15 protein-coding genes are annotated in these 19311 nt (G+C 40.0%); 7 read left to right on the forward strand and 8 right to left on the reverse strand.

The window, feature by feature from the left end; genetic code table 11:
* Window positions 1–33: 33 nt before the first annotated feature.
* Window positions 34–552, forward strand: a complete 519-nt coding sequence (locus R7O13_RS18365) for a cysteine hydrolase family protein (protein WP_005377333.1) — start codon at window positions 34–36, stop codon at window positions 550–552.
* Between the two features lie 120 nt (window positions 553–672).
* Window positions 673–1434 carry a transporter substrate-binding domain-containing protein gene (locus R7O13_RS18370; protein ID WP_005388903.1) on the forward strand — a complete coding sequence of 254 codons (762 nt, stop codon included), beginning with the start codon at window positions 673–675 and terminating at the stop codon, window positions 1432–1434.
* A gap of 98 nt (window positions 1435–1532) precedes the next feature.
* On the opposite strand, the gene R7O13_RS18375 is transcribed toward R7O13_RS18370, so the two are convergent.
* Complete coding sequence (locus R7O13_RS18375) at window positions 1533–2606, reverse strand: permease (RefSeq protein WP_412125720.1); 1074 nt, start codon at window positions 2604–2606, stop codon at window positions 1533–1535.
* 346 nt (window positions 2607–2952) lie between these two features.
* Between R7O13_RS18375 and R7O13_RS18380 the strand changes: the two genes are divergently transcribed.
* Complete coding sequence (locus R7O13_RS18380) at window positions 2953–3945, forward strand: zinc-binding dehydrogenase (RefSeq protein WP_170890260.1); 993 nt, start codon at window positions 2953–2955, stop codon at window positions 3943–3945.
* A 151-nt stretch (window positions 3946–4096) separates the two neighbouring features.
* On the opposite strand, the gene R7O13_RS18385 is transcribed toward R7O13_RS18380, so the two are convergent.
* The 4 genes from R7O13_RS18385 to R7O13_RS18400 form a co-directional block, all read right to left on the reverse strand.
* On the reverse strand, window positions 4097–4999 hold the full coding sequence (locus tag R7O13_RS18385) for a homocysteine S-methyltransferase family protein (RefSeq protein WP_017635219.1): 903 nt from the start codon (window positions 4997–4999) through the stop codon (window positions 4097–4099).
* Between the two features lie 275 nt (window positions 5000–5274).
* Window positions 5275–6009, reverse strand: a complete 735-nt coding sequence (locus R7O13_RS18390; RefSeq protein ID WP_412125719.1) for an amino acid ABC transporter ATP-binding protein — start codon at window positions 6007–6009, stop codon at window positions 5275–5277.
* Window positions 6010–6023: 14 nt separating this feature from the next.
* Window positions 6024–6971, reverse strand: coding sequence for an amino acid ABC transporter permease (locus tag R7O13_RS18395; protein WP_005377325.1), 948 nt, complete (start codon window positions 6969–6971; stop codon window positions 6024–6026).
* A 135-nt stretch (window positions 6972–7106) separates the two neighbouring features.
* Window positions 7107–7895, reverse strand: a complete 789-nt coding sequence (locus R7O13_RS18400) for a transporter substrate-binding domain-containing protein (RefSeq protein WP_005377324.1) — start codon at window positions 7893–7895, stop codon at window positions 7107–7109.
* A 461-nt stretch (window positions 7896–8356) separates the two neighbouring features.
* Between R7O13_RS18400 and R7O13_RS18405 the strand changes: the two genes are divergently transcribed.
* Window positions 8357–8701 (forward strand): DUF3316 domain-containing protein, encoded by a 345-nt coding sequence (locus R7O13_RS18405; protein WP_005377323.1) that lies wholly within the window; start codon window positions 8357–8359, stop codon window positions 8699–8701.
* Between the two features lie 610 nt (window positions 8702–9311).
* Here R7O13_RS18405 and R7O13_RS18410 read toward each other — a convergent pair.
* Both R7O13_RS18410 and R7O13_RS18415 read right to left on the reverse strand, forming a co-directional pair.
* Complete coding sequence (locus R7O13_RS18410; protein ID WP_318304417.1) at window positions 9312–10286, reverse strand: porin; 975 nt, start codon at window positions 10284–10286, stop codon at window positions 9312–9314.
* A 140-nt stretch (window positions 10287–10426) separates the two neighbouring features.
* Entirely contained in the window at window positions 10427–11350 is a 924-nt protein-coding gene (locus R7O13_RS18415) for a LysR family transcriptional regulator (protein ID WP_005377321.1), read from the reverse strand.
* A 378-nt stretch (window positions 11351–11728) separates the two neighbouring features.
* On the opposite strand from R7O13_RS18415, the gene R7O13_RS18420 reads away from it, so the two are divergent.
* The 3 genes from R7O13_RS18420 (at window position 11729) to R7O13_RS18430 (ending at window position 17126) form a co-directional block, all read left to right on the forward strand.
* A complete protein-coding gene (locus tag R7O13_RS18420) occupies window positions 11729–12898 on the forward strand; it encodes an efflux RND transporter periplasmic adaptor subunit (protein WP_318304419.1) in 1170 nt (389 codons plus the stop codon).
* Between the two features lie 12 nt (window positions 12899–12910).
* On the forward strand, window positions 12911–16051 hold the full coding sequence (locus R7O13_RS18425) for a multidrug efflux RND transporter permease subunit (protein ID WP_318304421.1): 3141 nt from the start codon (window positions 12911–12913) through the stop codon (window positions 16049–16051).
* Window positions 16052–16196: 145 nt separating this feature from the next.
* Entirely contained in the window at window positions 16197–17126 is a 930-nt protein-coding gene (locus tag R7O13_RS18430) for a LysR family transcriptional regulator (RefSeq protein ID WP_064353962.1), read from the forward strand.
* Between the two features lie 1235 nt (window positions 17127–18361).
* Here R7O13_RS18430 and R7O13_RS18435 read toward each other — a convergent pair.
* On the reverse strand, window positions 18362–19261 hold the full coding sequence (locus R7O13_RS18435; protein WP_005377302.1) for a LysR family transcriptional regulator: 900 nt from the start codon (window positions 19259–19261) through the stop codon (window positions 18362–18364).
* Window positions 19262–19311: the final 50 nt, after the last annotated feature.

Below are 19311 nucleotides of genomic sequence, written 5' to 3' on the forward strand. Positions count from 1 at the left end.
TACCGCAATGATCCTCAATAAAAGGAAAAGAAAATGACTCAAAAAGCCCTACTTGTAATTGATTTGCAAAACGACTATTTCCCAGAAGGAAAGTTTCCTTTATGGAATACAGAATCGACTTTAGACAATGTTAAGAGAGCAATAACTAAAGCCAATGAGCAAAACATTCCTGTGATTCATATTCAGCATATTGCCGACCCTGCCATGGGTATTGCCCCATTCTTCAATGAAGGCAGCGACGGTGCCAATATTCACCCAGAAGTTCTTGCTTTAGCGCCGAATTCCGAAATCGTGGTAAAGCACTTCGCAGATAGCTTTGAAGGAACACGTTTAGAAGAAGTATTGGCAAGCAAAAATGTAACGGAGTTACTTGTATGCGGAATGATGACACAAAACTGCGTGACACATACTGCTATCTCAAAATCTGCGGACAAGTATGATGTTTCGATCTTAATGGATAGCTGTACCACGGTCGATGAAATGATTCACAACATTGCACTTCACGCTGTCTCAACGAGAGTTCCCCTCGTAACTATTGAAGATAAGCTGTAATACACGTAAAACCTTTCGCTCACACAATGCGGGCGAAAGGTCACACATATATGCACTTTCATTGATATTTGCTTACTTTGTGTTAAACATTGGTTTCCAAATAGTTACAAGGAAACGTTTATGAAATGGATAGTCGTATTGTTTATTAGCTTATTTTCAGTTTTCAGCCATGCGAAAGAGTGGAAACAAATTCGCTTCACTGTTGAAGGGGCTTACCCCCCATTTAGCTGGACGACAAAAGAGGGAAAGCTAGAAGGGTTTGAAGTCGACCTCGCTAACGCGTTATGCAAAGAGTTAGAAGTAAAGTGCGTTATCTCAAAAATGGATTGGGATGGCATCATCCCTTCTCTCCTTAGTCGCAAGAACGATGCGATTATTGCTGCAATGACAATCACAGAAGAACGAGAAAAGAAAGTCGATTTCACCGTCCCTTATGCAAAAGTACCGACTCGTTTTGTAATGAAAAATGATAGAGAAATCAACATGGATGACGGCAGCCTAAATCGTTTATCTATTGGAGTTCAAAGAGCCACAATTGGTGATAAGTACCTTTCTGCCTTGTATCCAGATATTGATATTCGTCGTTATGGTACGTTCGATGAGGCATTTACCGATCTACTCAATGGACGGTTAGATGCTGTATTTGGCGGCTCAATCGGTTTAAGTGCTGGTTTTCTTGAAACTGCACAAGGTGAAGGCTATCACTTTACTGGACCAGCGTTTACAGAGGAAAAGTGGTTCGGCCGTGGCATTGGCGTAGCAGTGAGAAAACAAGACAAAGAATTAAAAGCATTACTCGATAGCGGAATACAAAAATTGATCCAGAGCGGTAAGCATAAAACCATCGCCAGCAAATATTTCTCCTATAGTATTTACGAGTAACCTCGCTATTTTTTTATAGCCTGCGCGGTATAGGAAACTTCCCTTTCCCTATATGGCGACAAAAACAGAGCCCTCGAGCAGTCGCCCGAGGGTTATTTTTATAAAAAAACCCACGTATATAAGTAACCCGCTCCCATGGCCATCGTTAAGATAACGATTAGGAAGGCAGCGATCATTTGGTTCTTAAAAATTGATTTCAACAAAATCACTTCTGTAAGACTTGCGCCAGCACTACCAATAATAAGCGCCATAACAGATCCAAGAGCCATACCTTTTTGTACTAGTGCCGCGCTAAGTGGAATGACCGCCTCTGCACGGATGTACAATGGAATACCAATGATTGCTGCGACCGGAATCGCGTACCACTTCGCTTCACCAGCGAACTCCGCAATGAACTCCGTCGGGATGAAGCCATAGATAAATGAACCAATCGCAATGCCCATCATGAGATAAGGGAACACTTGCTTAAAGTCTTTCCAAGTTGATTGCCAAATACGTACCCAGCGGCTAGGCTCTTTCTCTTCCACGACTGTCGCTGTTGCACTACCGTCTGATGAACAGCAGGACACTTCCACTTTAGGTTCAGGTTTTGGTGCATCACCACAGCAAGATGTTTTCGCCGCAACTGGCGTAGGTTCATTGCAGGCGCTGGTACCACAGATTGATGCTGGTCTCACTTCTTCTTTTTTCTTGCTTGAATCGCCACAAGAAGTACCGCACGAAGAAGAACCTACCGCTTGATATGCTTCTGGTTTGACGTAACGTTCAAACCCTAGTTTTTCAAGTACATAGCCTGCTACCACTGATACTGACATCGCGATAGCAAAGTAAAATACCGCAACTTTCCAACCAAAAGTCACCACAAACAAGCCAATAATCACTGGGTTAAGCAACGGGCTTGCAAATAGGAACACCATCATAGGTCCAAAACCTGCTCTTGCACGCAACAAGCCTTTTAAGAAAGGAATGGTCGAACACGAACAGAAAGGCGTAATCGAACCTAGCAACGCAGCAATGAAGTAACCTTTACCCTTTTTCGAGCTGAGAATAGATTGAATTTTTTCTGGCGTTAGAAAATCTTGCAACACACCGACAATGTAGCTAATTGCCAGAAATAAGATGATAAGTTCGGTTGCTAGAAACGCAAACATATCCAGCGCTTCTTTAGCCATAATTATAATTTCTGTATTCACATTTACTCTCCTCGTCATTTTTCGCTAACAAGCTTACCTGATAGATAAGCCTTTATTTTGATATTTCTGGAATTATAGAATCACAAAACAAAAGATCAACAAGATATTTCCATAAAAATGGAATAATAAAACTAGTCATTACTTATCATAAAGTTACATGTCATTAGCTATGCAGACTGGTTGTCGATGATAATTTCAGAGCATCTCGAATCCTTTTTATCAAACATAACCTAAAATTATCAAAATAAGAAAAAACGATAATTATTACAGTACTACCCTCTGAGTTAGTATGACTTTCGACCATTCTTAATAATGAGGAAAACCTATGAGAGCGATAACTTACCAACGAGATAACGATACTTTCTCTTTATCCGAATTACCTACACCAAAACTAGAAACCCAATTTGATGTATTGGTTAAAGTTAACGCTGTTGGTTTGAACCCTGTCGATGCAAAAATTCATTATTGGTCAGACATGGTCACTAACATGGGTAACAATTTTGTTGGCGGGTTAGACGTATCAGGAGAAATAGTCTCTGTAGGCGATGCGGTCGTTGATTGGAAGGTTGGCGATAAAGTGTTGTATCACGGAAACATGAGACGCCATCACGGTGGATTCGCTGAATTTGCTATCCATGATTCAAGAACGCTCATAAAGCACCCTCAGGTTCCGGTTGAAGTGGCAGCATCTACACCTTGCGCAGCCTGGACCGCATATCGCGCTTTGGTAGACAAGCTCGATATTTCAAATCGAAGCAGCATTTTTATCGCCGGAGGTGCTGGCGGCGTTGGAAGCTTTGCTATTCAGTTAGCAAAGACATTTGGTGTTGAACAGATCATTGCTACTAGTTCAGAAGCTAATCACGCATATTTGTCCTCGTTAGGAGCAACCCATATGATTGATTATCATCATGAAGATGTAGTTCAGCGAGTAATGGACATTACCGGAAATCATGGCGTTGAGGTTGCACTCGATTGTGTAGGCGGTGATAACGACCGAATTGCAGCCTCGGTGTTAACCTTTGAGGGAGAAATGGTGGAGCTCGTCAAGACTGTCGATCCTTCTCAATATCCAGATGCCTTCTTAAAAGGCTTGGGCTTCCACCAAATAAGTTTGGGCTCTGGTCATGTCTTTGGCGAGAGAGGGTTTGCAAGTATCGTTAATGCCGGAAAGGAAGTGTCTGAGCTATTAGAAAATGGAGAATTGGAAGTACCGAAACTGAAGATCATCGGCTTAGAAGATGTAGGTAACGCACTCTTGGACATGCGAAATCAGAGAACAGTTGGAAAGATTGTCGTTAATCTGAACCAAAAATAATTAATAAAAATCTCGAGGCAAACTGGCAAGGTAATGAATGAGCAAGTTAAAGCATCTTGTTACTTTGCCAGATATGAAAGGCCTTTATTTTATCTATAACGATGAATAAAAAACAAAATCTCTTGTCATGCTTCCCTGCGCTTCACCAAAATTAGGCGTTTTCGAGAGTGTCTCTCCAAGTCGCTAGCAATTTAATATGACGTGGTTCAATCCCACAGCAACCACCAATAATGCTTGCTCCCTGCACATGCCACTTTTTAGCATACTCAAGATATTCAGTCGGAGAGAAATGACGAACTTCCTGAATGGTCTCGTTGGCTTGGTGCGCTTGCTTTATCGGAGCAAAGCTATTTGCGAAAACACCTATCGTCAATTCTCTACCTGACTCACTCAACACTGCTTGTGTATCAATGATCGCTTGCTCGACAACTTCAGGAATAGAGCAATTGAAAAAGATACCTGAAACATTTGTTTTCAACAGCGTATTGACCGCGGCTTTGAGAGATTCCCCTGAGCGAAGGCGAGGCAAAGAGTTAGGCTCATCCATTAAGGTGAAAGCAAGATAATTGGGCTTATCTGTTTTGGCTAAAATTATTGATAGAACTTCAACTTCAGCGAGGCTAGACACGGTCTCAGCTAACCAAATATCAACATATTGATCTTGAGCTTCAAATAACTCAGAAGCCACTTCCAGTGCCCTTTTCGGCTCGAATAATTCAGGCCTGTAAGACCCCATGACAGGAGGAAGAGACCCCGCAACGAGCACTCTATCGTTAGAGCTGGTGACTACATCTCTGGCAATTTTGGCTGCAGATTTTGCTAACTCAATCCCTCGCTTCGCATAGAGTTCCTCTCCTAAGTGAAATGGAACACATGCATAACTGTTAACAGTGATAATCTCAGCGCCAGCGTCTATGAAATTCTCATGGGCCATTTTTACATATTGTGGTGATTCAATTAGCGCTTGTGCACTCCAAAGCGGCTGAGAAAAAGGGGCGCCAATACGTTTTAACTCTCGCCCCATGCCACCATCTAAAATTGTTACTTTCTTCATTTAGACATCCATACCGCCAAACATCCATAAGCTCTATTCAAACACAATTTTTATCAATTCAAAATGAAATTGTTATGTTTAAAGTGAACAAAACTTAATGGCTGATTAAACACTCTAGTATTTACCAGACCTTTCATTCGGACCAAGATAATGTTATCGCCATTAACTTCGAGTAAAAAGCCCATTATCTATGTCTCTCGGCGAGGCGAGCGTTACGAGCCACAATAGTGCATGAAGTGATTGAGGGACTCGCCCTCAATCAAATTTTCTTTTTATTATAAGACTTTAGATAAAAACTTCTGCAATCTAAGGTTGGTGGGGTTATCAAAAAATCGCTCAGGAGAGTCAGAAACCAAAAGCTCACCATCTTCCATAAACAACACCCTATCAGCGACCTCTTTTGCGAAACCCATTTCATGAGTAACCACGACCATCGTCATTCCGTCCTTGGCCAAATCTTTCATCACATCAAGAACTTCTCCAACCATTTCAGGATCTAGTGCTGATGTGGGTTCATCAAACAACATAATGTTGGGCTTCATTGCTAACGCACGAGCGATTGCGACGCGCTGCTGCTGCCCACCTGATAAATGATTAGGATAATTATCCATTCTCTCCGACAGACCGACTTTATAAAGCAAATCTTTTGCTTCTTTCTTCACCGATTCAGGGTCACGTTTAGAAACCTTTAAAGGTGCCAACATGACATTCTCTATCGCCGTTTTATGTGGAAAAAGGTTGAAGCCTTGAAATACCATGCCCACATCAGCGCGTAGTTTATTGATATCCGTAGATTTGTGGTACATATCGATACCATCTACGATTATAGACCCACTATTTATTGTCTCTAATTGATTAATCGTCCGTAAGAATGTTGACTTACCAGAACCTGACGGTCCTACGATGACAATCACTTCCCCTTTTTCTACATTTACCGATACGTCCTTGAGCGCATGGCAGCCATTAGGGTAAATTTTATTAATTGTTTTTGCTGAAATAATGTATTCCATTAATGACTCCACCATTAATCACTTGCTGCCAATTTCTTTTCTAACGTTTGTATTGCCCAAGATAAGGTACTAGTTAGAAGCAAATAAAGGGCCGCAACGGTAAACCAAACTTCAAATGGGGCAAAACTACCACTTACGACTTCCCTGCCCGCTTTTGTCAGATCAGTAATCGAAATCACGGAGACAAGTGAGGAATCTTTTATCAGGTTGATAAACTGCCCGGCTAAGGGAGGTAATGTCTGCTTAAACGCTTGAGGTAAAATGACATAAATCATCGCTTTGGGATAATTCATTCCTAGTGAACGCGCCGCTTCCATTTGTCCTCTTGGGATTGACTGGATTCCTGACCGCACAATTTCTGCGACGTAAGCGGCGGTAAACACGGAGAGCGCTATCACTCCCGCAGTAAAACGCTCAAGGTCAAGCACAGTACCAATAAAGAAGTAAACGATAAAAATCTGTACTAAAAGAGGCGTTCCACGAATGACCTCGACATACACAAGCGCCAGCTTTTTTAATGCCGGATTGCTGGATATACGCATTAGTCCGACAACTAAGCCCAACGCTAGAGCAATGATAAGTGACCAGAGTGAGATTTTAATGGTCGTCACAACACCATCTAAAATTGGGCCAGAGCGCCACTCTTTTATAGTTGCTAAGGTATCTCCTTCAAAAATAAGATCACCTTCATAGACGTCGACAGACTTATATTGGCTTAGTTCAAGAACAATATCACCATGAATACTCTCCAGAGCCAGTTGGTTATTCTCGTCGAGAATGATGTTCCCATCGACAGGCGCGGTAATGGATGAAGCAGCGTTAGTGGCAATATAAGGAAGGACACGCTCCCAATTCCAGCTGTAATCGATTCGCTTACCTGACAGATAGACAAGACCGCAAATTGATAGCAAAACAAGAACAAAAACAGCGTTCCACAATAGGGATTTAAAGTTATTTTGCATGTGATTCCGAGAATGACTTTGATTAAAGTTGGTTGGGTATTTGAATAAAGAAAAGCGTTAGCTTCACAGCGCGAACCGTTTGGTTGGCGATGAACCAAGCCAGAAGCTAACCGCTCCTCTACAATAACAATATGATTACTTGACTTGCTTTAACCATTTATCGTCGTTAAACCACTTATCGTAAATGCGATCGTAAGTTCCATCGCCCTTAATTTGACGTAAATAGTTGTTTAAGAAGTTGAGCGTATCTGGATTTCCTTGCGGCACAGCCCAACCCAAAGGCTCGTAAGTAAACGGTTTAGCCAAGTGCATTAACTGCCCTTTGTTTTCCGCCACATAAATAGAGTTGTAAGGAAAGTCATAAACAAACGCATCTACCTTTCCGTTGGCAACCTCAAGTACCGCTTCAGACTGAGTTTCGTATAGATTTATCTTAGCTTTCGGAAGGTATCGTTTTACCGCTTGCTCACCCGTTGTCCCAAGCTTAGTTGCAACAACATATTCTGGACTATTGAGATCACGGTAACTAGACACTTTACCTTCATGTTTGAGATCTACGAGAATAGATTGACCAATAACCACATAGGGATCAGCGAAATTCACCTGAGTATTTCGCATAGGTGTGATAGTCATCCCGCCCATAATCATGTGACACTTACCAGTCAACAGTGTTGGGATAATGCCATCCCATGAAGTGTTTACCGGCACAAACTTAACATCCATGGCACGCGCCATTTGTTTACCCAAATCGATATCAAACCCAATGTACTGCCCATTTTTTGCTGTCATTTCAAAAGGCATATACCCAGAATCAAAGCAGACTTTTAGCTCCCCTGTACTTTTGATGTCGTCTAAAATTGGGTCTGCATTAACCGTCGTCGAAACAGCTAACCCCAGTGCAGCAAAACACAATAACTTTTTCATGAATATTCCTTTATCATTCGTTGTAAAGTTTTTTTATACACGACAATAGAATAAAAAACCACAAACAATGACTTTTTAATCACTAGAATTTTTAGGATCGTTACTAAGCTGGAAGATCTGAATGAAAATCTATACCAAGCCATTGCAATTGAATTGCATGCATTAAGTGATTAAGTTGTAGGCAGGTCACTATAACGACAAGAAACATACGCTTTGACTGAATAGTCAGCGTTTCCGAAAGTGGTTTAATTATTAACGAAACCATACAGATATTCGCTTTTTCACATTGACCGTAATGTCAAAAGTGCTTGAGTTTTATTGTTGACAATTCTTCCATAGTCAATGGTCACAAATGTGATGTACAGCACATTTCCATAATGGCACTATCACCTTTGTCGAGAGATATTAACAAGGATTCGTTGGACATCTTGACTTTGTAATACAAATAAAAAGGTGACTATATGAAAAAACTAATGACGCTCTCATCACTATTATTATTCAGTTTATCTGCTACTGCTGGTATTCATGTCGAACACTCTACAAACAAAGTTGTTCTCAATGACTTTACGACAAAAGATGCCGCTTATAGCTCTGCGTTTGATCTTGTCGATGAATACCAAACGCTATCAAAACATGAACTTAGAAATCGTCTAAACATCATTGGAAGCGGTTTCCCTCGTGATATTGCAATCGATGATAGTAAGGTGAGAGTTGAAGAATACGCACTTAACCGTGATGAAGTTAAATATCGTGCAATCATAAACTTCGATTATCACTTCAGAACAAGTGACGGCGGTAAAAACTAAAAAATCATCTGCACCTTTACTTTCTTAGAGCCCTTCCTATTTTAAGAAAGTAAAGGTGTCTAATCACATTGAAACGACGGCTTTTCATAAATCGCTCTCTCCTTACATAAACAGTATCAATCCCTACCTCTATCGTTTACATAAAAATAATTTTTCCAATCTTCATTGAGATACATTTCGTCGTTTGGCGCTTTATCATTCACTTGGTTCGCCATATGGATTCCACATCACTTAAATGAAAAAGACCCTTGAAATTGAGTTCACTTTTTTATGAAGATTAACTCAACCTAAGATTGACAATTGTCGTTATATTTTTCTCGTTTATAGCAATATATAAAAAACTCTTTTTGTTTTAATTAACCATAAGACGTAAAAATAAAAAAAGGCAACAAGATACTTCTTGTTGCCAAAGAAAAAAATCATCATCAAAAAAATATGAAAATGAAAACTAGCAGTGGACTAGCTAACAAAACAATTATATCCAAAACACTTTAACAAGTAACGATCAATATAATCCATTATATATGGATGAAAATCAGCACTTATAAAATTACACCGATAAATAAAAAAGCCTGAAAATAGTTTCAGGCTTTTTATATTTATTAATTTTTTAGAATGAATATCTCGCAGCTATTGCAAGAATATCGTCTTCATTGTCTACATCTGTAATTCTGTATTCTGCTAGTGCTTTAAAATTAGAAGTCAAATCGTACTCTGCACCTAGTGAGTAGTAATCGACGACGTCTTCATCATCACGCTCTAGATTGTTATAGCCAACAAGTGCCCAAAGCTTATCTGTTATTTCATAAGTGGCAACTGCTTCAATACCGGTGTAATCAATATTACTTTCAGAACCATCTTTAGCCCAGTTTTCACCATCACTGTATAAAACAGAGGCATAAAACTTGTCGTATTCAAATGCAATAGCACCCGTTAGCAGCTCTGCATCTTCTGCACCCGATTGCCCTTCACCTTCGTTGTAACCAAACGCAACTTTGAAGCCATATGGCAACTTGTAGTCCGCCGCCGCACCATAAGAGGCTGCATCTGTTGACACTTCATCGTTTTCAGCCTGATAGCTAACATGAATATTCAAACCTTCATAGCTTGTCGTTAGCTTAAATACTGAATCGGAGCGACCGGTACCATATAGATCCGCACTTACGCCAGCAGCTTCATTACCAAACTCCGGGAAAATATCCGTGTAGTCAGATACTAAAGTGACCGCACCGTATTGACGTCCATAACTTACTGTTCCGTAATCTGCACCAACTCCTACATAGCCTTTTCGGATATCAAATTCATCATCTTCAACCCCATCAGCATCTCTGCGATTAGACTTAAATTCCAACTCATATAAGCCGAAGGCATAAAGATCTTCATTTATTTTAGACTCACCTGAAAGTCCTACACGAATGTAGCTATTATCTCCGTCAGCATTTTTATCATCAGAGAAATAATACATCCCTTGCGCTCGGCCATGAATATTTAGCATTGATTCTTGATCTTCATAAACTACGGCTGAATTTGCAGCACTTGCAGAGAAAAGTGCTGCGATTGCGATCGACGTTCTTGTCATTTTCATTTAATTACCACTACTTGTGTTGTTTGAATCGAGTGAAATTATGAACAGTGGCAATTATTTTTAAAGTGCAAATTCAACCATATTCTATGGATAAATATAAACAAGCCCTCGATCTAAAGCATTATGTCCTAGTACTCATATTAGTTGAGATAATCCATCCAAACAGGAGGCGTCCCTATTATTTTTTGAACAGTATCAATGAACAGTTTGGCTAATGGTTGTTGATTTCGGTGAGTATACATTGCATATATTTCCCCTATTGCGGGAAGATTATAATCAGGAAGCAACTGGACAAGATCTTGTTTACTCAAACTCTCCTGAAGAAAGAACTGCCCTATTAAAGCATACCCTAGATCAGATTTTACGGCATCGAGCATTAACTCAGTTTCATTCACGAAGTACTGCCCGTTGATATTATACGTTCTAACGTCGCTTGATGACTGGCTTGGCGCTATACGTAGCTTATCCGCCTTAAAGTTAGCATTAGAGTATATTACTGCTGGCATTTTTATAAGCTCTTCTGGAGAGCTCGGGGTTCCATACTTGTCAATAAAACTCTTTGATGCAACCAGTGCCATATTATTGCTTGCCAACTTACGTACTATCATGTTGGACTCTCGGATTGGTCCGATACGAAACACAACGTCAAAACCTTCGTGGATAACATCGACTCGATTATCATCGAGCAGCAGCTCTACAGTAATGTTTGGGTACTGTTTTATAAACTCTTTAACTGCCTGATTTAAGTAAGCTCTGCCAAAGAAAGTGGAGCTTGATATTTTCAGGTTACCCTTCGGTTCATCCTGAAATGTAGCAGCAATACTACGAGTTTCAGTTAGAACCTCTCTTACTTTCTTAGCTTGCGCCACCATCTCAACACCAGCATTGGTCAGGGATAGCGAACGCGTGGAACGGTTTAACAGCCGTAAGCCCAATTCATCCTCTAGCTTTTTGATCTGTTTTGACAAAGCTGAACGATCTATATGATTTCTGTCAGCAGCCTTAGCAAAAGTTCCGTATTCAGAGACATCCAGTAGTAATTCAAGTTGGCTTGCGAGATCCACTGCACAATTCCTTATTTAGTTTTTATTCTTTATGTGATGGGAAATGGATTTTACAAAATTAATTTCAATTTTTTATGGTTCAAATTGCATCAGTGAATTGCAAATAATGCACGAATTAAAAAAGCTTTAATTTTCGTCGCTATCTTTAGCTTCTGTTTAGTTATTCCTATCTATTATGGCTTATTACATTTAACAATACTCCACGTCTTTAAAACCCTAAACTGACCTTTTTCAAACCAAAAAGCGAGCATTTTGACCAATATTTAATCGTGCATTTTTATCACTACTCTATGTTCGCTGAGGGCCTATTTACCCATAGGTACAATGAATACAATGCCGTTCCTTTTAGTATGAACAGAATCATTTAGGGCGCGACAAATGTTAAAGAAAGTTTTCGGCATTGGCCTTTTATCCGTTTTAGCTGCTTGTGCAGACGAAGAGATAACCAAACAACCTAATACTCCCTTACCTACGATAGACGTCTCCAAAGTCATCTATGAGCCCGTTCAATCGTGGTTCACCTTTACAACAAGGCTTCAAGCCCCAGAGAAAGTTTCTTTAATGCCACGCGTTTCCGGAGTTATTGAAACGGTAGAGTTCAAAGACGGACAGAGTGTCAACAAAGGCGACTTACTCGTCACTCTTGATGATCGAACCTTCAAAGCTCAGGTCTCACGACTTGAAGCGCAAGTTAAGAGTGCTCGAGCTGCGCTAGAGCAAGCAGCAAACGAACAAAAGAGAGCCGCTCAACTTGTTAAGCAAAAGGCCATCTCAGCGGAACAAGCAGAGGCCCGAGATACCGCAGTAAAACAACGCTCTGCAGAACTAATGGCCTTGCGTGCTCAGTTAGAATCCGCAAAGTTAGATCTTGAGTTTACGAAGATATATGCCCCTATTAGCGGCACTATTTCAAGAGCATTCATTACTAAAGGAAACAATGTAAACGCAAATCAAAGCGTTATATCAAACATTGTCTCTAACGATCAGGTATATGCATACTTTGATGTCGATGAGCGAACTTGGAACCGTTACTTCTCGACAATCAATGCCGACTCTAACTTACCTACTCGTCTTGAACTATCTGGACAAAATGGGCAGGTGTTTTTTGGACGCGTTGACTTTGTCGACAACTCCATCAACGAAAACACCGGTACTTTGCAGGTTCGAGCGGTATTCGATGCAACAAAATCAAACTTAAAAGTGGGATCGTTTGGCCGAGTTCAGATATCAACAACCAAACCAGTTGAACGAGTTCTCGTTCCAGAGCGTTCTATTGGCACAGATCTAGAAAACCGCTTTGTATTAACACTCAATGAAGAGAATACGTTGCAATACAGCATCGTAACCTTAGGCGAACGTTACGGAACATTTCGTGCTATCGAGAATGGCTTGAACGCCGACTCAATTATTGCGGTAAATGGCCCAGCAAAAGTTGGCCCAAATAGCAAAGTCAAACCAAAAAATGTCACGCTAGATATTAGCAATACTTCATTGATTATGGCTTCAAACTCAACATCGTTGCCAAACAAACGTTTAGCTCAAGAATAAAAAGACAACCGAATGAAATTTGCACACTTTTTTATTCAAAGACCCATATTTGCCTCTATGTTATCGCTATTGATATTAATAGTAGGCGCAATTTCACTTTTGCAGTTGCCTGTGAGTGAATATCCAGAGGTTGTCCCTCCTACAGTAGTAGTTACAGCAAACTATCCTGGTGCGAACCCAAAAGTAATCGCAGAAACAGTTGCTACGCCTCTGGAGCAAGAAATTAATGGTACAGAAAACATGTTATATATGTTTTCACAGGCAACCAGTGACGGCAGAATGACATTGACCGTAACCTTTGCTTTAGGTACGGACTTGGACAAAGCTCAGGTTCAAATTCAAAATCGCGTCACTACAGCTTTGCCCCGGTTACCAGAAGCCGTCCAACGGTTAGGAGTTGTTGCCGAAAAAGCCTCTCCTGATCTCACTATGGTTGTGCATATATATTCTCCAGATTCTAGCCGTGAAGTCAGTTATTTAGCTAACTACGCTAATTTAAACTTGAAAGATGAGATAGCTCGGCTCGGAGGCGTTGGTGATGTGCGCCTTTTCGGTGGTGACGAGTACTCAATGCGCTTGTGGTTAAATCCAGATGAGCTCGCTTCTAGAAATCTAACCGTAATGGACATTGTCTCCGCCGTCCGATCTCAAAACCAACAGGTGGCAGCAGGCTCATTAGGTGCGCAACCAGCCGCTAATGAAAACCAATTCCAAGTTTTGTTGAACGTAAAAGGCCGCTTGGAGAATATTGATGAATTCAACGACATTGTAGTAAAAGTTGACGAAACAGGGGCTTTGACACGTCTTAAAGACGTTGCACGCGTAGAGCTAGGTCAAAACTCTTATGCACTGCGCGCCTTGTTAAATGGTAAACCAGCGGTGGCGATGCCCGTATTCCAGCGCCCTGGTGCTAATGCTATTGAGCTATCTAATCAGGTTCGTTCAACCATGGACCGTTTACAAACAGCCTTTCCAGCTGGAGTTTCATATGAAATAGCCTACGACCCGACCGTCTTTGTTCGTGGTTCGATAGACGCGGTGGTTCATACTCTGCTAGAGGCAATTGTACTAGTTGTTGTTGTAGTCATTTTGTTTTTGCAAACATGGCGCGCGTCTATCATCCCTATCATTGCGGTGCCTGTTTCATTAATCGGTACGTTCGCCGTAATGCAAATGCTTGGAGTATCGATTAACACGCTTTCGTTGTTTGGGCTTGTTCTCGCCATAGGCATCGTCGTCGATGACGCCATTGTCGTCGTCGAAAACGTGGAACGGAACATCCATAATGGACTTGCACCACTAGAAGCAACGAAACAAGCAATGACCGAAGTTACCGGGCCAATTATTGCAATTGCTTTAGTGTTATGTGCGGTGTTCATCCCGACGACCTTTATTACAGGGTTATCCGGTCAGTTTTATAAGCAGTTCGCACTAACAATTACGATCTCGACGATTATTTCAGCAATTAACTCGTTGACGTTATCGCCTGCTTTATCAGCACTGCTATTACAAGATAAGAACGCAAAACCCGATCGGCTAACCAAGCTCTTGGATGCGGTTTTTGGTAAGTATGTTTTTGCGCCATTCAATAGAATTTTTGAGTATAGCTCGAACCAATATCAAGCTCTGGTCAAGAAGCTGATTCGCTTTAGCCTTGTTGTTGTGGTGGTATACATTGCGTTACTCGGGGGAACGGTTTCTCTATTCAAAGCTGTTCCTGGAGGATTCATTCCTCAACAAGATAAGCAGTATTTAGTTGCGATCGCCCAACTTCCAGATGCAGCAAGTTTAGATCGAACAGAGTCCGTTATTAAAGAAATGGAAAACCTCGCGCTGGCAACACCTGGCGTAGCACAAACCATTTCTTTCCCAGGCTTATCGGTCAATGGTTTTACTAACAGTCCGAATAGTGGCATCGTTTTTGTTACGCTTGAGGACTTCGATAAACGAAATGATCCAACTCTCGGAGCAAATGCGATTGTTGCATCTTTGAATAAGAGCTTTTCAATCATTGATGAAGCCTTCGTTGCGATTTTTCCACCACCACCAATCCAAGGACTTGGCTCTACTGGCGGCTTTAAACTTCAAATCGAAGACCGTGCGAACAAAGGGTTTGATGAGCTCTTCAAGCAATTGAACTTGGTAATAAGTGAGGCATCAACAAGACCCGAGCTGATGGGATTATATTCCACATTTCGTATACAAGTGCCGCAGATGGACATCCAAATAGATCGTGAACAAGCGATGCTGCAAGGTGTTCCTCTAGAGCAGGTTTTTGATGCGCTTCAAGTTTATTTAGGATCATTATACGTCAATGACTTCAATATGTTTGGTAGAACATACAAAGTGAATGCCCAGGCAGACATGAACTATCGTCTCGAACCTGACCAAATACTTAACTACAAAGTAAGAAATGCTGCCGGACAAATGGTTCCTCTCGGCGCTGTACTGGAGATCATACCCACGATTGGGCCTGACCGCGTGATGCACTATAACGGCTACCCTAGTGCAGAACTAAACGGCAGTCCTGCTTTTGGTTACAGTTCTGACCAAGCCCAAACGGCTATTGAGGAAGTACTGGATCAAAACCTAGCAGAGGGAATGGTTTATGAATGGACTGATGTAACCTACCAGCAGATTTTGGCTGGTAACACGATGGTGTATATATTCCCACTTGTTGTTTTGTTAGTTTTCATGGTGCTAGCTTCGCAGTACGAGAGTTTAAAACTACCATTCGCTATCATTTTGATCGTTCCTATGACCATTTTTTCTGCACTAGCAGGTGTTTGGTTCATTGGTGGTGACAACAATATATTCACACAAATTGCTTTGATTGTCCTTGTGGCTCTAGCGTGTAAAAATGCCATCTTGATGGTGGAGTTCGCTAAAGAACTTAAAGACAATGGCCAAGATACCTTATCAGCGATTTTGGAAGCATGTCGTTTACGTCTTCGACCGATTCTAATGACATCAATTGCATTTACCGCTGGTGTTATTCCATTAATGATTGGTACAGGGGCCGGAGCGGAAATGCGACAAGCAATGGGTATTGCCGTATTCTCGGGTATGGTAGGCGTAACGGTATTTGGATTACTACTCACACCTGTTTTTTACATGTTAGTGAGTCGAAACAAAAAACGTCAAACACTATAACCATAATATAAATACTCATTTATATTCATACTAAAGGGAGCTATTGCTCCCTTTTCTTTTGGTTATTAAGTATATTAATAATTTCTAGACAGAGCAGCAGTTATACATGAAACTAATACGCTAATATCTAACCTGGATAAACATTGTGGATTTAGCAAATAAACTACACCTGCTTTTAGAAGTCTCTAAAGCTGGATCTTTTGCAAAAGCAGCAGATGGGATGAATATCGACCGCTCTGTTTTATCTAAACACATCAAGCAGTTAGAAGAGCACTTAGGCGTTAGGCTATTAAACAGAACAACTCGCTCTCTTTCATTAACACAAGTCGGCAAGCAAATAGTTGAAAAAGCAGACCAAATATCTCAACTCCTTGATGATACTCAACAAATAGCGGAGAACTTTCAGACTGAGCCTTCAGGGAAAGTACGAATTTCAAGCTCAACATTATTTGGAAAACTCTATCTACAACCTTCGATAGAGAAGTTTTTACATAAGTACCCAAAAGCAAGTGTTGAACTAATGCTAGATGATCTTCATGTAGACGTGATTAGAAGTAATTTTGATATTGCTTTTCGAATCGGACCTATGAGGGATTCATCAATGGTAGCAAGAAAATTAGCAAAAAATACGACTGCAATCATTGCTTCTCGAAATTTAATTGAAAAACATGGTAACCCAGAAACGCCTGATGAGTTAGTTAAGCTACCTTTTATTATTTATTCAAATGGTAATTTTATTGTCGATAAACTTAAATTCTACGACAAAGCAAACTCAGATGGTTTAGATACATACCCAATATCAGGGTCATACATGGTAAATGAAGCTGAGCTAATAATTGAAAGCGTAAAGTCAGGTCTGGGCGCAGCACTTATAGGTCAATTTATGCTCCCTAACAACCTAGAGTCTTCTAATTTAGTTCAACTTTTACCAGAATATGAAACTCAAGATTTTGGTGATATTTATGCCATGTACTCACACCGTCAGCAATCACCATTGGTTAGGGCATTCATTGATATCGTTCAAGAAGAAATTGGCATACCTCCAATATGGGAAAAGCATTTCAATAAAAGCTAGGTGATTCTATTTAACCAAAATTAACAGCAAATAAAACATCAAATAAAATCAATAAGTTAAAACAGAAAAATTTAAGATTCATAGAAGTTTAATGTTAGGTGAATTAAGTTCCATTCTAAATGGCGCTTAATTCACTAAATATAAAACATTCTTGATTTATAATACTAAAAAATCCATCACCTATACAAGTTACGATGTATATTAAAGAAAAACACACCTCGGTCACTAGTTTGTTAGTATATAAAATATCTTATCTTATTTTTTTGGTTATTTACACGTTAGCAACGATTTATTTTAGCGTACAAATGGACAAAAGCACATCGGAGAACTCTCTTATAGAAATGAATCAAATAGCATTTGTGCTTTTTTCATCGTTAATGTGTTTGTATAAATCTAAGGAATATCTTGAACTCAAACACATATTAGTAATAATGTCTTCATTTTTTATGGTTATATTCGTTAGAGAAATGGACTACCACATAGAGCAGTATTTCCCTCACGGTTCATGGAAGTATCCTGCTTGGATTATAATAGTCTCGGTCTGTTATTTTTGTTTTAATAACATAGTTAACATAAAAAATGAGGTAAAACTTTTCATTTCTCATTCTAGCTTCACGACATTAACGATTGGCTTTTTTATTGTTTTCTTATTCTCACGCTTTGCAGGGTATGGTGATTTTTGGGTCGAGTTCATGGGGAACTCATACAATAGAGACGTGAAAAACTTGGTCGAAGAAAGCTTAGAGTTACTAGGTTACGCGATACTTTTAAACGGTGTTTTACTTATTAAAGTAGAAAACCACTAAGTATAAACAAAAGTTCAGAGCTTGTAGTTCAAGCTTTGAACTTTTTTTTGGTTAAAAAAAAGCAGCAAATATAATTTGCTGCAAATGATGAAAAAAACAATATGCGTAAGTTAACTTCCTAGCAATGGATGCGTTAACGAGTTAATAATAACGAACCGTAACAATTAAGTCTCGTTGAAAATAATCCATAAAGAATGGCATTTATTACACTGTTAATTATGTAACCTTATCTAATCTAGTTATCACACGCCGTCGTTTTTATATCTTATCTCTTTCTGTCAATAAATAGCTCTTCACATCAGATCTTATCTATCATCCAAAATTAGTCGACTGTAAAATAAAACACCAAAAATCAATTAATTAGAATCAACCACTTAAAAAATAAAAAGGAGTAAAAACGAAACTATGTCAGATAGAACATATTAAAGATCACCGACTCTGAGTAGAAAACCGTTCATACTCGTTACGCATACAATCAATAAAGACTTCCATCGCCGGCGTCACACACTTTCCAGCATGATAAGCGCAGAGTGGCTTGATCATCTGTGAAAATTCGGTGAACTCAAGCTCTTGTAAACTGCCCTCTTGCAACTCTTTTTCAACCGTAAAACGAGGTAAGTAAGAGATACCAATATTACTCTCAACGCAATTTTTGATCGTATTAATACTGCTAAGTTCGATCATGTTGTCGATGCTAATATCACGCTCTTGAATAATGCTCTCAAACATCTGTCGAAAAAGGCACTTAGGGCCATTGCTTATAAACCCTAAATCAATATGTTGCTCTCTCTTCTTTAAATCTAGCCCTTTTAAAAGCGGTGAAGCAACCAATACCAGTGGCTCCTGCTCAAACTCGTGGACCTTGAGCGTATCGTCATTACCTACTCGATAAAACACACCTAAATCAGCTTTATCCGCTATCAACTCATCTCGAATCTGATAGCAATTTTGTGATTGCAGAGAGAGTCTGACATTGGGCGCTCTGATCCTGAACTCTTTTAAAACATTAGCCATCTTATAAGCAAGTTGAGTCTCAGCAACCAGCACTTTCAATTCACCGGTCGGCTCCGAGTTTTCTTGCTGTGCTGTTCCCTCAATATTTTCCATCACTCGCGACAGTTCATAGACGTAAGGCAGTATCTTTTCTCCTGCTTGAGTCAAAACCATCTTACGCCCTATTTTTTCGAACAGCTGCAGAGACAGATCTTGTTCCAACTGCTTGATTTGAAAGGTGACGGTTGATTGCGTGCAATAAAGCTTCTGTGACGCTTTTAGAAACGATCCTTCTTCAACAATAGCTTTAAAAGTAAGAAAGCGTTTTAGATTCATGACTAGACTCCACAACCAACAGTTCAATAAATTAAAAGTCTAAGTTTTAA

The organism is Vibrio sp. Y176 (assembly GCF_033438945.1).